The following is a 15,670-nucleotide window of genomic DNA, read 5'->3' as shown; positions in this document are numbered from 1 at the left end:
ATAGCAATCATTAAAAAGAGATTTTACCCGGCAGTGCACTGCCCGTTAACGCTATGACAGAACAACAAAAATTAACCTTCCCGATGCTCCTGCAACAGCTTGATTCACTGATGCTGCGTGATAAACAGCGGTTCGCCCGCCGTCTGCACGGGGTGAAGAAGGTTAAAAATCCTGATGCACAACAGGCCATTTATCAGGAGATGGCCAAAGAGATTGAACAGGCGGCAGGGAAAGTCGTGCTGCGCGAAGCCGCACGTCCGGAGATTACCTACCCGGAAAACCTGCCGGTCAGTCAGAAAAAACAGGACATTCTTGACGCCGTGCGCGACCACCAGGTGGTGATTGTCGCAGGGGAAACCGGTTCAGGGAAAACCACTCAGCTGCCGAAAATTTGTATGGAGCTGGGGCGTGGGGTGAAAGGGCTGATTGGTCACACCCAGCCGCGTCGTCTGGCGGCGCGTACCGTGGCGAACCGTATTGCCGAAGAGCTGCAAACGCAGCCCGGCGGCTGCATTGGGTATAAGGTGCGATTCAGCGACCACGTTAGCGATAACACCATGGTCAAGCTAATGACTGACGGTATTCTGCTGGCGGAAATCCAGCAGGATCGTCTGCTGATGCAGTACGACACGATCATTATCGATGAAGCGCACGAACGCAGCCTGAATATCGACTTCCTGCTCGGGTATCTGAAAGAACTGTTACCGCGTCGCCCGGACCTGAAAATTATCATCACCTCGGCCACCATCGATCCGGAGCGTTTCTCAAAGCATTTCAACAATGCGCCGATTATCGAGGTCTCTGGCCGAACGTATCCGGTGGAGGTGCGCTATCGCCCGATAGTGGAAGACGCGGACGATACCGAGCGCGACCAGCTGCAGGCCATCTTTGATGCCGTCGACGAGCTGGGAAATGAAAGCGCGGGTGACATTCTGATTTTCCTGAGCGGCGAACGGGAAATCCGCGATACCGCTGACGCCCTCAGCAAGCGCGATCTTCGCCATACCGAAATTCTGCCGCTGTATGCGCGCCTGTCAAACAGCGAACAAAACCGCGTGTTTCAGCCGCACAGCGGACGTCGTATTGTGCTGGCCACCAACGTGGCGGAAACCTCGCTTACCGTGCCGGGCATCAAATATGTGATTGACCCGGGTACGGCGCGTATCAGCCGCTACAGCTACCGCACCAAAGTGCAGCGCCTGCCAATTGAGCCGGTTTCTCAGGCTTCCGCTAATCAGCGTAAAGGCCGCTGCGGCCGTGTGTCGGAAGGGATCTGTATTCGCCTCTATTCCGAGGACGATTTCCTGTCGCGACCGGAGTTTACTGACCCGGAAATTCTGCGCACCAACCTGGCGTCGGTCATCCTGCAGATGACTGCGCTAGGGCTTGGCGACATCGCCGCGTTCCCGTTTGTCGAAGCGCCGGACAAGCGCAACATTCAGGACGGCGTGCGCCTGCTGGAAGAGCTGGGTGCCATCACCACCGACGAGCAGGCTAGCGCCTACAAACTGACGCCGCTGGGTCGTCAGCTCAGCCAGCTGCCGGTTGACCCGCGTCTGGCGCGCATGGTGCTGGAAGCACAGAAACACGGCTGTGTGCGTGAAGCGATGATCATTACCTCCGCGCTCTCGATTCAGGATCCGCGCGAGCGTCCGATGGACAAGCAGCAGGCGTCTGATGAAAAACACCGTCGGTTCCACGATAAAGAGTCCGACTTCCTCGCCTTTGTGAACCTGTGGAACTACCTCGGCGAGCAGCAGAAAGCGCTGTCGTCGAACCAGTTCCGCCGCCAGTGCCGCGTCGATTTCCTCAATTATCTGCGCGTGCGCGAGTGGCAGGATATCTACACGCAGCTGCGTCAGGTGGTGAAAGAGCTGGGCATTCCGGTTAACAGTGAACCGGCGGAGTACCGCGAAATTCACATTGCGTTGCTGACCGGTCTGCTCTCCCATATCGGGATGAAGGATGCCGACAAGCAGGAGTATACCGGGGCGCGTAACGCCCGTTTCTCCATCTTCCCGGGGTCCGGTTTATTCAAGAAACCGCCTAAATGGACCATGGTGGCCGAACTGGTGGAAACCAGCCGCCTGTGGGGCCGCATTGCGGCGCGCATTGATCCTGAATGGGTTGAACCTGTTGCCCAGCATCTGCTGAAACGCTCATACAGTGAACCGCACTGGGAGCGCGCGCAGGGCGCGGTGATGGCGACCGAAAAAGTGACCGTTTACGGTCTGCCGGTGGTTGGCGCGCGCAAGGTTAACTACAGCCAGATAGATCCCGCGTTGTGTCGCGAGTTGTTTATTCGTCACGCGCTGGTGGAGGGCGACTGGCAGACGCGTCATGCGTTCTTCCGTGAAAACCTCAAACTGCGTGCCGAAGTGGAAGAGCTTGAGCATAAATCCCGTCGCCGCGACATTCTGGTCGACGACGAGGCGCTGTTTGAGTTTTACGACCAGCGTATCAGCCACGATGTGATTTCTGCCCGCCACTTCGACAGCTGGTGGAAGAAGGCCAGCAAAGAGACCCCGGACCTGCTCAACTTTGAAAAGAGCATGTTGATCAAAGAGGGGGCGGAGTCGGTCAGCAAACTCGATTACCCGAACTTCTGGCATCAGGGCTCTCTCAAGCTGCGTCTGACCTATCAGTTTGAGCCGGGCGCGGATGCGGATGGCGTCACCGTACACATTCCGCTGCCGTTGTTAAACCAGGTCGAAGAGAGCGGATTCGAGTGGCAAATTCCGGGGCTGCGTCGCGAGCTGGTGATTGCGCTGATCAAATCGCTGCCAAAACCGGTGCGTCGTAACTTTGTGCCTGCGCCAAACTATGCCGAAGCGTTTTTAGGCCGCGTAACGCCGCTGGAGTTGCCGCTGCTGGATTCGCTGGAGCGTGAGCTCAGGCGCATGACGGGCGTAACCGTCGACCGCGACGACTGGCACTGGGACCAGGTGCCCGATCACCTGAAAATCAGCTTCCGCGTGGTGGACGACAAAAACAAAAAGCTGCAGGAAGGCCGATCGCTGACCGAACTGAAAGAGGCGCTGAAAGGTAAAGTCCAGGAGACGCTTTCTGCGGTGGCTGATGATGGTATCGAGCAGAGCGGATTGCACATCTGGAGCTTTGGAGAGCTTCCGGAAAGCTATGAGCAAAAACGCGGCAACTACAGGGTGAAGGCCTGGCCTGCACTGGTGGATGAGCGTGACAGCGTGGCCATCAAACTCTTTGATAATCCACAGGAACAACAGCAGATGATGTGGCGTGGTCTGCGTCGTTTGCTGCTGCTTAATATTCCGTCACCGATTAAATATCTGCACGAGAAGTTACCGAACAAAGCCAAGCTTGGCCTCTACTTTAACCCGTACGGTAAAGTGCTGGATCTGATTGACGACTGCATCTCCTGTGGCGTGGACAAGCTTATCCACGAGGCGGGCGGTCCGGTCTGGTCAGAAGCGGAGTTTGCGGTACTGCACGAGAAAGTCAGGGCAGAACTGAACGACACCGTGGTCGACATTGCGAAACAGGTCGAGCAGATCCTCACCACCGTGTTCAATATCAACAAACGCCTGAAAGGGCGCGTGGATATGACCATGGCGCTGGGGCTGTCGGACGTGAAAGCGCAAATGGCCGGGTTAGTGTACCGTGGATTCGTTACCGGCAACGGCTTCAAACGCCTTGGCGATACGTTGCGTTATCTGCAGGCGATCGAAAAACGTCTGGAGAAAATGGCTATCGATCCGCATCGTGACCGCGCGCAGATGCTGAAAGTGGAAAGCGTGCAGAAGGCATGGCAGCAGTGGCTCAACAAATTGCCGCCAGCGCGCCGTGACGATGAAGACGTGCAGGCGATCCGCTGGATGATCGAAGAGCTGCGCGTCAGCTTCTTTGCCCAGCAGCTCGGTACGCCGTATCCCATTTCGGATAAGCGTATTTTGCAGGCAATGGAGCAGATTTCGGCGTAACGTCGGGTGTTCGCCCTCTCTCTGTGAGAGAGGGCATCTGCGTTTAGCGATTCACCACGGCCAGGGTAAAGCCATCCCATCCTTTACTGCCCACCGTTTGTAGCGCGGTCGCCGTCAGGCGCGGGTTATCCCCGATCATCTCAATAAATCGTCTGACGCCCTGTACGCGGGCATCGTCGCTTTGCGCGTTAATCACTTCGCCGTCCCGAACCACATTATCCCCGACGATCAGCGTTCCCGGACGCGAGTAGTACAGTGCCCACTCCAGATACCCCGGATTGTTTGGCTTATCGGCATCGATAAAGATCAGGTCGAACGGCGGAATATCACCGATGTGTTCAAGAGAGTGCAGCGCCTGGCCTTCAATGAGCTCAATCCGATCGCTGAGCCCCGCCAGCTGGATATTCTGCCGTGCAACGCGGGCATGGATGGGGTCCGCTTCGAGGGTGATCAACTTCCCGTCAGGTGGCAGCGCACGCGCCATCCAGATAGTGCTGTAGGCGCCCAGCGTGCCGATTTCAAGGATCCGCCGTGCCTGCGTCATGCGGACAAAAAGCGCCAGCAGCTGCCCCTGATTGGCCGCGACATCGTGTTCGGGTAAACCAGCTCGCTGGTTGTTTTCCAGCACCCGCTGGAGGATATCATCCTCGGGAATGAGTGAAGAGATCATGTAATTATCGACTGCAGACCACTGTTGTTGCATAGATTGACTCCTGAGTGGCAAACACCGGGTTGCGCTGCGATCCGGTTTTCGCCCCCTCCATGCCGGAGAGGGCCTGTGGGGTATCAGGTCACGCGTTGCTCCAGCCTCCGCCCAGTGTTCTGTACAAATCAACCTGCGCCAGCAGCAGGTTATTTTTGACTTGCACGACGCTGGTTTGTACCGAGAACAGCGTGCGCTGGGCATCCAGCACATCCAGGTACGACGAATAGCCGTTGCGATAGCGGTTTTGCGCTATGCGCAGCGTCTCTTGCGCCACATCTTGTTGGGCAAGCAGCTCCGTCAGTTGTTCCTGATAGCGCGTGATGGCATCAAGACTGTTATTGACCTCGGCAAAGGCGTTACGGACGGTTTTTTCATAACTGTAAAGCGCCTGGTTGCGCTGGGACTGCGAAATATCCACCTGTGCGTTCAGCGCCTGGCGGTTGAGCAGCGGAGCAAGAATGCTGCCGCCGACGCTCCAGAGCTGCAGCGGGTTGTCGAGTAAGCCGGAGAGCGTGCGATCCTGTATCGATCCGGTTGCGGTCAGGTTGATCGACGGCAGCAGGCTGGCGCGTGAGGCAGCCAGCGAGGCATCAGCCGCAACCAGTTGCTTTTCAGCCTGCACAATATCCGGACGGCGATTAAGCAGCGAGGAGGGCAGCTGCGAGGGCAATGTCAGGGGCGTCAGGGCCGCGAAGCTTTCACTGCGCGCGACCTCGCCCGGGTTGCTCCCCAGCAGCAGGCTCAGGGCGTTCTCCTGCTGTGCAATCTGATGCTGCAGCAGGGGAACCTGCGCCCGCGTGGATCGCAGTTCGGAGTCGGACTGCATCAGCTCCAGGCGTGAACTGTAGCCCGTTTCAAACTGGCGTTTAGCGAGAGTGAATGCCTCTTCCCGGGACTTCAGCGTGGAGCGGGTGACGCGAAGCTGTTCATCGAGGGACAGCAGGGTGATATAGCCGGAGGCGACCGAGGACGCCACGGTAAGATCTGCCGCCGCCGCCGCGGCTTTCTGCGCGTCCAGCGAGGCTTCAGCCGCATTCGCGGTGCTGCGATTTACGCCCCAGATATCGACATCATAGCTGGCGGTGAGGCTGCCTTTATACAGGCTGCTGTAGATCGGCAGACCGGTGGCAGCAGATTGTGTCCGCGCGCGGGTGCCCGTGACGCCAGCATCCAGCGACGGAAACAGGCTGCCGTCGGCCGCGTAGACCCGCGCCTGATACTCGTTAATCCGTTCGCGGGCAATCAGCACGTCGCTGTTGTTCTTAAGCGCCAGGTCCACATAGCGGTTCAGATTATTGTCGTGGAAATTACGCCACCAGAGCTGTTCTGCAGGGCTTGCCGGGCCTGCTGTTGCTCGCCATTGCGTGGGGATGTGCAGCGACGGCTGCGCCGGTTTCACGTCGACCGACTGGCAACCGGCCAGCACGGTCATCATCATCAGAACGGCTATCGGGCGAAGGGTCATTGCTTCGCCTCCCGCGTATCAATGGTCACCTGCACCGACATGCCCGGACGCAGAAGCTGATAGGCTTCCTGGTCACCCAATACTTCAATTCGCACCGGAATACGCTGGGCAATTTTGACAAAGTTACCCGTGGCGTTATCCGGCGTGATGGCGCTGAACTCAACGCCGGTTGCAGGAGAGATGCTCTCCACGCGGCCCTGATAGGCCTTATCATTTAATGCATCGACGGTGAATTTCACCGGCTGACCCACCCGAAGCTCCGCCAGCTGCGTCTCTTTAATATTGGCGATCACCCAGTGCTGAGGCGGCACGAGGGTGGTGAGGTGGGTTCCGGCGGTAACGTAAGCGCCCAGACGAACGGCGATCTGACCAAGCTGGCCGTCGCGAGGCGCCACAATGCGCGTGTTTTGCAGGTCAATTTGCGCCAGCTCCAGCGCCGCTTTGGCGTTTTCCACATCCGCCTCCAGCGCGCCGCGATTGACGATCACCGTTTGCAGATCCTGGCGCGACATTTCCAGCGTGGCTTTCGCCTGATCAATGTCGGCGCTGCCCTGGGCTGCGCTTGCCAGCGCGGCGTCGCGCTCACGGATAGACAGTGAACCATCCGCCGTCAGGTCCTTCACGCGCTTCAAATCCGCCTGGGATTTCAGACTCTGGGCGCGGGCATTTTTCAGAGCCGCTTCGTTTTTGGCGATCACCGCTTCGGCGCTTTTGCGCTGTTGCAGATTGTTGTTCAGGGCGGCAATCTTCATCGCCAGCTGTGCCTCGGCCTGATGCACCCGCTGGCGGTAGATACGGTCATCAATCTGCAGCAGCAGCTCGCCCTTTTTGACCCGGTCGAAATCCTGCACCTTCACCTCAGTGATATAGCCGTTAACCTGTGGGCTGATAAAGGTCGTCTGTCCGCGCACGTAGGCATTATCAGTAAACTGCGAGTGGCGGGTGAACGGGGGTAGCTGCCAGGCGTAGAGGATCACCAGTACGCCGACAATACCGATTGCCGCCGCGGTGAAAACCGAAACGATACGGACATTTTTACGGGTGTTGGCCTGCTCTTTAGCGGCATCCTGCTGACTCATAACATCTCCAGAGAAATCATCTTCATATTCATTACTTGTTGCCTGTTGCCTTCTTCAGGGCCATACGGGCAGTCAGGCGCAGGCGCAGCAAGCGCCATAAAATCCAGACCAGGGTGGCGGCGGCAATGCTCGCCGTCAGTAAATAAGTATCGTTATAAGCCAGAATATTTGCCTCAAGCGATGAAACCGTTTGCAGCTGTGTGATGGCCTGGGTGCCCAGCAGCGAGCTGTCGCCAATCAGGCTCCGGTACAGCCCGGTGTAAGCCTGAATACGGTCATTCACCAGCGGGTTCAGGGTTGTGAGCTGATCGGCCAGCATGCTGGAGTGGTATTTCTCGCGCCAGGTCTGGAAGGTCCCCAGGATGGCAGAGCCGAGCAGGCCGCCGAGGTTCTGGCTCATGCCAAACATCACCGAGAAGCTCACCAGGTTACGCGGATCGGCGATAACCCCGCCAATCGCGGCCAGCATGGCGGGCGCGAGGAAGAAGGCGCTGCCGAAGCCCAGCAGGAACTGGCTGAGCATCAGCTGGTCCGGGCGGGTCAGGTTGTTCGACTGGCTGTCCAGCAGGGAGGCAACAATCATAAGCGCCAGCGAGGTAATGATCGGCCACGCCAGTTTTGTGGGCTTGATGGTCAAACAGCTGGTCACAATCCCGCAGACAATACCGGCAAAAATAGACCACGCCAGGTGGGTCATCTGCTCATTCTGCAGGCCGACATACTGCAGCCAGCCGATAACGCCGGTGTTTTGCTCCGCCAGCACGATGCGGATCAGCAGCATAATGAGCCCGAGACGCACGATGCTGCCGCTCGACAACCAGCGGGTATTCAGCAACGGGTTAGAACGGTTATGTTCAAACACGATCGCAGACACGATTAATACCAGCGCTAATGCCAGCGACCAGCCGATCCACGGCGCTTCAAACCACCAGTAAAGACGGCCTAAGGAGAGCACAGCGCAGAGCAGCGCCATCCCCGGGGCCAGTAAAAAGAAGGTGATGAAGTCTTTTTTCTCGAAGACCTTGCGCCGGTCGCCAGGAGGCAATTTCAACGCTATCACGCAGGCCAGTGAAATGAGCGCCAGCCCGAGCTCAAAGAAGTAAAGCCCGCGCCATTCGTCAAGCTGCAGCAGCTCGGTCGAAAAGAGGCGGGCGAGGGGGATGGCGAGCGATGACCCGGTAATCCCGATGGTCAGTGCCTTCAGACGGTGTTTCGCGGGCCAGGCCTGTATCTGGTAGTAAATACCGAGGGAGCTGAGCGCGGCGGCCACCATCCCGTGCGCGGCACGCACCATCAGCGCGGAGCTGAGATCGTTTACAAACAGGTGGAAAAAGGTGACCAGCACATACAGCACCAGAAAACCTTCCGTGAAGGCACGCAAACCATACTGCTGGCGGAATTTCACCAGCAGCAGGTTGATGGAGATGTTGGTCATTACATACACCGCCGGGAGCCAGGCGATTTCTGTCGACCAGGCCCCGAAGGTCCCCTGCAGATTTTGCAGATTGGCGGTAACCACCGCATTACCCAGCGCCCCCGTCAGGCACACCAGCAGACCGACAACCCCGTAGGCAATCCGTTTTGGCGTGCTGTGTTCTGGCGTGGAGGGCGAACCCAACAGGGCGGGTTTCTCATGAGGCTGCCACTCGCGAGGAGCATAAGGGTCGCGTTCGGGCAGGCGCATAACGTCTTTTACCTTAGAAAAAATTGAATAATGAGTGGGCTAACGATTCTACGTTTGCCGCAAATGATAATTCAAGTGAATATGATTTTCGCAGGTTAATCAAATGTTGAAGAACAGGTTAAGGAAAAAGAGCGGCCCGGGAGGCCGTTGTTTTGTCGATCTGAAGTCGTTAATCTGAACCAGAGCAACTGAGGACATCACCATGGTTCAGACGCATTTTCCCCTTCTGCCGGAGTCAACCCTGGCGGCAATTAACACGGTCGGCCAGTGGCTGGCACAGGATGATCTGGGCGATACCCGCGACGTGGCGGCGGTTGACAGGGTTATTCTGGCCGGAAACGCGGTGATGCCGACCATCGACGCTGCCTGCCGTATTGCCGCTGAACACGACGTTCCGTTACTGATTAGCGGAGGGATTGGCCATTCGACCGCGTTTTTGTATGCGGCCATCGCTCAGCATCCGCATTATCACACTGTCCCGGTAACCGGGCGAGCGGAAGCACGTATTCTGGCCGATATTGCCCGCCAGTTCTGGCAGATCCCAGATGCGCACGTGTGGGTTGACGATCAATCAACCAACTGCGGAGAAAACGCGCGTTTTAGCTGGAACATGCTTAAACAGCATCAACAGACGTCCGGGCGCGTGCTGGTCGTGCAGGATCCGACCATGCAGCGCCGCACGATGGCAACCTTTGCCCGCGTGTGCCGTGACGAGTCTGCTTCGCCGCAGTGGGTCAGCCACCCGGGCTATACACCGGTGCTGAAAAATGGCGAAAACGGGCTGGTGTTCAGCGGGGAGAGCGCTGGCCTCTGGCCGGTAGAGCGCTATCTCTCGCTCATTTTAGGCGAACTTCCGCGACTCTGTGATGACATGAATGGCTATGGCCCGGCCGGGCGTGATTTTATTGCACACGTTGAATTCCCCGACGAGGTGACTGCAGCGTGGGCACGGTTACAGCAGGATCCTGTGCTTACGGAAGCCCTGAACCACCGGTCGCTTCTCTGAGCAGAGGCCGTTTGCGGTATTCCCCTCTCCGCGGAGAGGGGACAGGCATTACAGCGAGGCGAATTTGTCCAGCGTGCGCACCAGCTGGGTGACGAAACCGTATTCGTTGTCATACCAGGCGACGGTTTTCACCAGTTGCAGATCGCCAGCCTCTGATACCTCGGTCTGTGTGGCGTCAAAGACAGAACCAAAGTGAGAGCCAATCACATCAGACGAAACAATCTCTTCATCGGTATAACCAAAAGATTTATTCCCCTGCGTCGCTTTTTTCAGCGCGGCGTTGATCTCCTCAACGGTGACCTTTTTACCCAGAATCGAGACCAGCTCGGTCACTGAACCGGTTTTCACCGGTACGCGCTGGGCGTGGCCTTTCAGCTTGCCGCTGAGGGCCGGAATCACCAGACCGATGGCTTTGGCCGCCCCGGTGGTGTGCGGAATAATATTCTCCGCCGCGGCGCGTGAGGCGCGAAGATCTTTCCCGCGCGGGCCATCCACCAGCGCCTGCGTGCCGGTATAGGCGTGAATGGTAGTCATGGTGCCCACTTTTATTTCAAACGCATCGTGCAGGGCTTTTGCCAGTGGGGCGAGGCAGTTGGTGGTACAGGAAGCAACGGAAATAATCGTATCACTGGCGTCAATGGTATCGTCATTCACGTTATACACGATGGTTTTCATCTCACCGGCAGGGGCAGAGATCAGCACTTTTTTGGCACCGGCTTCAAGGTGTGCCTGTGATTTTTCTGCCGACGTGTAGAAGCCGGTGCATTCCACGACGATATCGACGCCCGCGGCTTTCCACGGGATATGTTTTGCCTCTTTTTCGGCGTACACGGCGATAGTTTTTCCGTCAACAATCAGGGCGTCTTCGGTGAAATCTACGCTCCACGGGAAGCCACCGTAGTTGGAATCATGCCTGAGCAGATAAGCCAGTACTTTGGGAGAAGTAAGATCGTTGATGGCGACGACGGTGTTGCTGTCCTGGGTTTCAAGAAGGCGACGCAGGACAAGGCGTCCTATGCGTCCAAATCCGTTAATGCCAATTTTACTCATGGTGTACTCCTGTGAACGCGTCTTTGCGACAGTTTGAACTCATCCAGGCTTAGACCATCACGGACAGGGCGGCAATTGAAGAAGCTTCATGCGAGGGGAAGTATTTGAAAAACCATACAGAAAAATTAATGAATTTTTAAGGAAAGGGGATTATGTTGGCGCGATATCGGTTATTTATCAGGAAATCTCATGCGTACTAAATATACAAGCCTGCAAATTGCTATCCACTGGCTGGTGTTTTTGTTAATCATCGTCGCCTACTGCGCGATGGAGTTCAAAGGCTTCTTCCCACGCACCGCCCGGCCGGTAATCAACATGATCCACGTTTCGTGCGGCATCTCTGTACTGGTGTTGATGGTGACGCGTTTAGTGGTTCGCCTTAAATTCCGCGCACCGCCGATTGAACCGAAGCCAAAACCGATGGTGACCGGACTGTCCCATCTTGGCCATCTGGTGGTGTATCTGCTGTTCATCGCGCTGCCGCTGATTGGTATTGTCATGATGTATAACCGCGGTACTGACTGGTTAGCCTTTGGTCTGGTGATGCCGCACGCGGCAGAATCGAATTTTGATCTGGTCGACGTTCTGAAAGAGTGGCACGAGACGCTGGCCAACGTGGGGTACGTTGTGATTGGTCTGCACGCGATGGCGGCGCTGATGCATCACTATTTCTGGAAAGACAACACCCTCCTGCGCATGATGCCAAAAAAACGCCGGTAACCCATAACCGCGAGCCCTGCAGCAGTCTGCAGGGCTTTTTTTTAGCGTTTTATTGCAGTTGAGCGCGTTCTTCCGGGGTTAACTCCAGCGCCTGAGTGGTGCCCGTCTCTGAGGATTTCACGGCCGCTTCCAGTACCGCCATCACCGCCAGCGCCTCGACCGGATGAACCGGATTGGTGATTTTTCCGAGTAGCGCATCACGCACGTTGATGTAGTACTGACGCTGATCGCCTTTCGGCGTGGTAACGGTCTGCGGCTCACCGTTTGCACCAAAGAACACCATGCTGTCACTGTCCTCGCCCCAGGCCTCACTGCCGGGGATCACGCCCGCCAGCAGCTGCGCTTCCTGTTGGTCGATTCGGGCTTTCACCACGCTGCCTTTATCGCCGTGAACGGTAAAACGTGCCGTTCCGCCAGCCACCAGCATGCTGCAGTGCAAAATCACTTTATGTTGCGGATAATCTAAGACCACGTGTGCCCAGTCGTTAATTTCCGCGCCGTCACGCAGCGTGGCGATATTGCCCTGTACCGACTGTGGCAGTCCAAAGAGCTGCAGCGTCTGGTCAATCAGGTGCGGCCCCAGATCAAACCACAGACCGCTACCGGGCACGTTTTGCTCTCTCCAGCGCACGCGCACTTCCGGGCGGAAACGGTCAATGTGCGACTCAAGGTGTTTGACCTTGCCAAGGGTTCCTTGCTCAATAATCTGCTTAATGCCGAGGAAGTCGCTGTCCCAGCGGCGGTTATGGAAGACGGAGAGCAGCAGTTGCTTCTCTTGCGCCAGGGCAATCAGGTCGCGGGCTTCCTGCATGTCGAGCGTGAACGGTTTATCCACGACCACATGTTTGCCTGAATTCAGGGCAAGCGTTGCCAGCGGCGCGTGGGTGGCGTTAGGGGAGGCAATCACCACCAGATCGACATCGGGATGCTGAATTGCCTCTTCCGGGGTTGCCACCACCTGAACATCAGGAAGATCGCGTTTAACCTTCTCTTCATCACGAGACGAAACCACCGCCAGCTTAAGGCCGTCCACGGACTGGATCAGCGGGGCATGGAAGGTCTTGCCTACAAATCCATACCCGATCAGCGCAATGTTGATTGTCTTCTCTTTACTCATGACCTTCTCCACGTTATTTCGCGCAAACCGTAATGTGCATTGCGCCAGGGTCCCCAAGCTCAGGCCAGGGACGATCTAAAAAGAGGTGCTGGATGTTGGATAATCCGCTGACCAGATACGGTTCACAGCGGTTTAGTTTCAGATGGTCGGCGACAATCCAGCGCTCATGGCTGGCCGCGAGCATCGCCCGTTTGACCTCGGCATCGGCCTCTTTTCCGGCGCTCAGACCGAGTTCAGCATGGATAGCACAGGCTCCCAGAATGGCGATATCCGCGCGGTAGCGTGACAGCAGGGAAAGGGTGGCGCTGCCGGCAAACAGTCGCTGCTTGTGATCCCATTTTCCGCCGAGCAGGATCAGTTCGATATCGTCACGGTCGCTGAAGTGCCACGCGATATCCAGCGAGGTGGTGATGATTGTCAGCGGTCCCTTCAGGAACGAGGCGACAGCCATTACCGTGCTCCCCGCATCCAGAAAAAGCGTCGAACCTGGCGGAACAGCCTGCGCCACCTGTTTACCAAGACGTTGTTTGGTTTCGGGCAGCAGTGTATTGCGCCCCTGACGATTCATGGCCGACAGATTCAGGGCAATTGCCCCGCCGTGGTTCTTTTGCGCCAGCCCCTGTTTCTCGAGATCGGTCAGATCCCGGCGGATGGTGTCCGCTGAGACCTGCAGTTTGTCCGCCAGTTCCGTAATGCTGGCCTGCCCGTGCTCACTAATGATATCAAGCACATATTTTTGTCTGGCCGTTTTGTGCATGGGTGAATCCCGCAAAATGTCGCAATAAATTGCATATTACAGCATTTTATCGCAGAGGGAAGGATGTTGATCGCCAGTAAGTATCAATGTCCGGTATTGTTCACATTGGTTATTATTAAAATGTTATTAATACGGTGTGAGTGATTCATTCCAAATGTTAACAGCAATGTTATTGTTGTGTTTTATTAAACACACTGGCGGATATAACCATTGTGATACCAATATGCAACCATTAATGCTTTAATGAAATTAATAAATAGCAATAAATTCTGTGTTTATTTATATGCATAGATATTAATGTTGTATATGGCATTATGGTTACTTAAACTGACATTTCTTTGAAAATCTTTGTGTCTGACGCATGCTGAAATTAACGCAAAAATGTGCATCCGGCGATTCTGAAATTTTACTTAAATAACAAAGACTTTATTTGTTTCATTTGAAAGCCCCTTTTTAAGGTTTTGTCCAGAAACCCCATCTTTTTTCTTATCTGTAACACCACATTAACATTGTGGGTGTAGTTGCCTATAGCGCATTTTGTTATGCTGCAAACCAGTTAAAGAAATAAGTAAATTCTTATTGTCATAAGAATATGGTCGGCTCACATCTCCAATGGAAATGGGGTTGGGGAGCGTTTGTCCAATATTTATTCGGACCCAGGAAAGATATTTGTCGAATTATTTATACCCCTTTAGGGGTAAATATTTAAGCGTCATTCAGAGTCAGGGAGATAAAAATGACTATCATGCGAAATAATATGTTGCTGAGATTTCCAGTCGCCCTGGCATTAATTTCGTTGGCCTTTAATACGGCCTCTGCGAATAGCCGCCAGGTGGGGATTGCTCCGATTGCTGCGACAACATTAAAAGAGAGTATTCTTTTTGCCATCGATCGCGATCCGTCGATTAGCCAGCAGGCCGCGCAACTGGGAATAGGTCAGGCACAAATAGATGAAGCACGCAGCGGCTGGATGCCACAAATATCGTTAAACGGTAGCACTGGCCATAGCCAGACCACCGATTCCAGCGGCTCGCTGCGCAATTCTGCGGCCTGGGGATTGAGTCTGACGCAGCTGGTATACGATTTTGGCAAGACCAACAACAGCATCGACCAGTCCACGGCGCAGCGCGATAGCTATCGTTACCAGTTGATGAGCACTTTGTCTGCGGTGGCGGAAAAAACGGCGCTCAGCTACGTAGAAGTCAAACGCTATTCCGACCTGTTGCAGGCCGCCAAAGAGAACGTTCAGGCGCTCAAAAACGTTGAACAACTGGCCAAACTCCGCGCCGACGCAGGCGTCAGTTCAACCTCTGACGAGCTTCAGACGCGCACGCGCATTGCCGGTATGCAGGCCACGGTCGAGCAGTATAACGCGGCGTTAAACAGCGCCCGCGCACGGCTTGCGGTGTTGACTGGCATGGAGGCCGAGCGCTATTCACCTGTACCGGCGAAGCTTGCCATTGAGCAAGACTCGCTTAATCGCATTGATTACTCGTCCATTCCCGCGGTCATGGCCGCGCAGAATATGGAGCGTTCAGCTCAGTATGGCGTGGCAACGGCAAAGTCTCAGCACTGGCCGACGTTAAGCCTGAAAGGAGGCCGCACCCGCTACGAGTCCGACAACCGTTCTTACTGGGATGACCAGATTCAGCTCAATATTGACGCACCGCTATACCAGGGGGGTGCCGTTTCAGCCCGCGTTCGCCAGGCCGAAGGGGCAAGGGCCATGGCATCGTCTCAGGTTGACCAGGCGCGGTTCGATGTCCTGCAAAAAGCCTCTGTCGCGCAGGCTGACTGGACCGGCGCGCAGGGGAGAATGCAGGCGGGGAAGCTGCAGCTGGAAAGCGCGTTACGCGCCCGGGATGTTTACAGAAATGAATATACCCTGAGCAAGCGGAGCATTAACGATTTGCTCAGCGTTGAACAGGATGTCTGGCAAGCCACCTCAGCCAAAATAATGGCTGAATATGATGGCTGGAGTTCGGCGATTAATTACGCATCTGCCGTTGATAATTTGATGCCAATGATCGGCATAGAGAAAAACGCTGCCGCAAAATTACCTGATTTGAGTTAAAAAACACGCGTCTTTTTGTGCGAAATAAGTAAGAAAATAATGGGTGCTTTTTCCCA

At 55.7% G+C, this 15,670-nt stretch carries 11 protein-coding genes; 4 read left to right on the top strand and 7 right to left on the bottom strand.

What is annotated here, in order from left to right; all coding sequences use genetic code 11:
• Nucleotides 1-53 precede the first annotated feature (53 nt).
• A complete protein-coding gene (hrpA, locus tag BJ887_RS07955; RefSeq protein ID WP_014169971.1) occupies nucleotides 54-3,956 on the top strand; it encodes an ATP-dependent RNA helicase HrpA in 3,903 nt (1,300 codons plus the stop codon).
• A gap of 43 nt (nucleotides 3,957-3,999) precedes the next feature.
• Here hrpA and BJ887_RS07950 read toward each other — a convergent pair whose 3' ends face one another.
• The 4 genes from BJ887_RS07950 to BJ887_RS07935 form a co-directional block, all read right to left on the bottom strand.
• On the bottom strand, nucleotides 4,000-4,659 hold the full coding sequence (locus BJ887_RS07950; protein WP_044857164.1) for an O-methyltransferase: 660 nt from the start codon (nucleotides 4,657-4,659) through the stop codon (nucleotides 4,000-4,002).
• 88 nt (nucleotides 4,660-4,747) lie between these two features.
• On the bottom strand, nucleotides 4,748-6,127 hold the full coding sequence (locus tag BJ887_RS07945; RefSeq protein WP_025204251.1) for an efflux transporter outer membrane subunit: 1,380 nt from the start codon (nucleotides 6,125-6,127) through the stop codon (nucleotides 4,748-4,750).
• Nucleotides 6,124-7,206: an HlyD family secretion protein gene (locus BJ887_RS07940; RefSeq protein ID WP_014169974.1), complete on the bottom strand. Its 1,083-nt coding sequence runs from the start codon at nucleotides 7,204-7,206 to the stop codon at nucleotides 6,124-6,126. The genes BJ887_RS07945 and BJ887_RS07940 overlap by 4 nt, the downstream gene beginning before the upstream one ends.
• Nucleotides 7,207-7,237: 31 nt before the next feature.
• Nucleotides 7,238-8,890 (bottom strand): MFS transporter, encoded by a 1,653-nt coding sequence (locus tag BJ887_RS07935; protein WP_032681063.1) that lies wholly within the window; start codon nucleotides 8,888-8,890, stop codon nucleotides 7,238-7,240.
• 202 nt (nucleotides 8,891-9,092) lie between these two features.
• Between BJ887_RS07935 and BJ887_RS07930 the strand changes: the two genes are divergently transcribed.
• The gene (locus BJ887_RS07930) at nucleotides 9,093-9,896 is read left to right on the top strand and encodes a YdcF family protein (RefSeq protein ID WP_121339705.1); all 804 of its coding nucleotides are present in this window, start codon (nucleotides 9,093-9,095) and stop codon (nucleotides 9,894-9,896) included.
• 48 nt (nucleotides 9,897-9,944) lie between these two features.
• Here BJ887_RS07930 and gap read toward each other — a convergent pair whose 3' ends face one another.
• Nucleotides 9,945-10,946 carry a type I glyceraldehyde-3-phosphate dehydrogenase gene (gene gap / locus BJ887_RS07925; RefSeq protein ID WP_020884211.1) on the bottom strand — a complete coding sequence of 334 codons (1,002 nt, stop codon included), beginning with the start codon at nucleotides 10,944-10,946 and terminating at the stop codon, nucleotides 9,945-9,947.
• Nucleotides 10,947-11,135: 189 nt separating this feature from the next.
• On the opposite strand from gap, the gene cybB reads away from it, so the two are divergent.
• Complete coding sequence (gene cybB, locus BJ887_RS07920; RefSeq protein ID WP_121339704.1) at nucleotides 11,136-11,666, top strand: cytochrome b561; 531 nt, start codon at nucleotides 11,136-11,138, stop codon at nucleotides 11,664-11,666.
• Nucleotides 11,667-11,715: 49 nt separating this feature from the next.
• On the opposite strand, the gene BJ887_RS07915 is transcribed toward cybB, so the two are convergent.
• Nucleotides 11,716-12,783 carry an oxidoreductase gene (locus BJ887_RS07915; protein WP_121339703.1) on the bottom strand — a complete coding sequence of 356 codons (1,068 nt, stop codon included), beginning with the start codon at nucleotides 12,781-12,783 and terminating at the stop codon, nucleotides 11,716-11,718.
• A 13-nt stretch (nucleotides 12,784-12,796) separates the two neighbouring features.
• Nucleotides 12,797-13,540 carry a DeoR/GlpR family DNA-binding transcription regulator gene (locus BJ887_RS07910; protein WP_020884208.1) on the bottom strand — a complete coding sequence of 248 codons (744 nt, stop codon included), beginning with the start codon at nucleotides 13,538-13,540 and terminating at the stop codon, nucleotides 12,797-12,799.
• Between the two features lie 736 nt (nucleotides 13,541-14,276).
• Here BJ887_RS07910 and BJ887_RS07905 point away from each other — a divergent pair.
• Nucleotides 14,277-15,614: a TolC family outer membrane protein gene (locus BJ887_RS07905; protein WP_106504092.1), complete on the top strand. Its 1,338-nt coding sequence runs from the start codon at nucleotides 14,277-14,279 to the stop codon at nucleotides 15,612-15,614.
• The last annotated feature ends 56 nt before the right edge of the window (nucleotides 15,615-15,670 follow it).

This window comes from Enterobacter sp. WPR_3_1 (assembly GCF_003635055.1).
Lineage (GTDB): Bacteria > Pseudomonadota > Gammaproteobacteria > Enterobacterales > Enterobacteriaceae > Enterobacter > Enterobacter ludwigii.
This window is presented reverse-complemented; position numbering and strand designations above follow the sequence as displayed.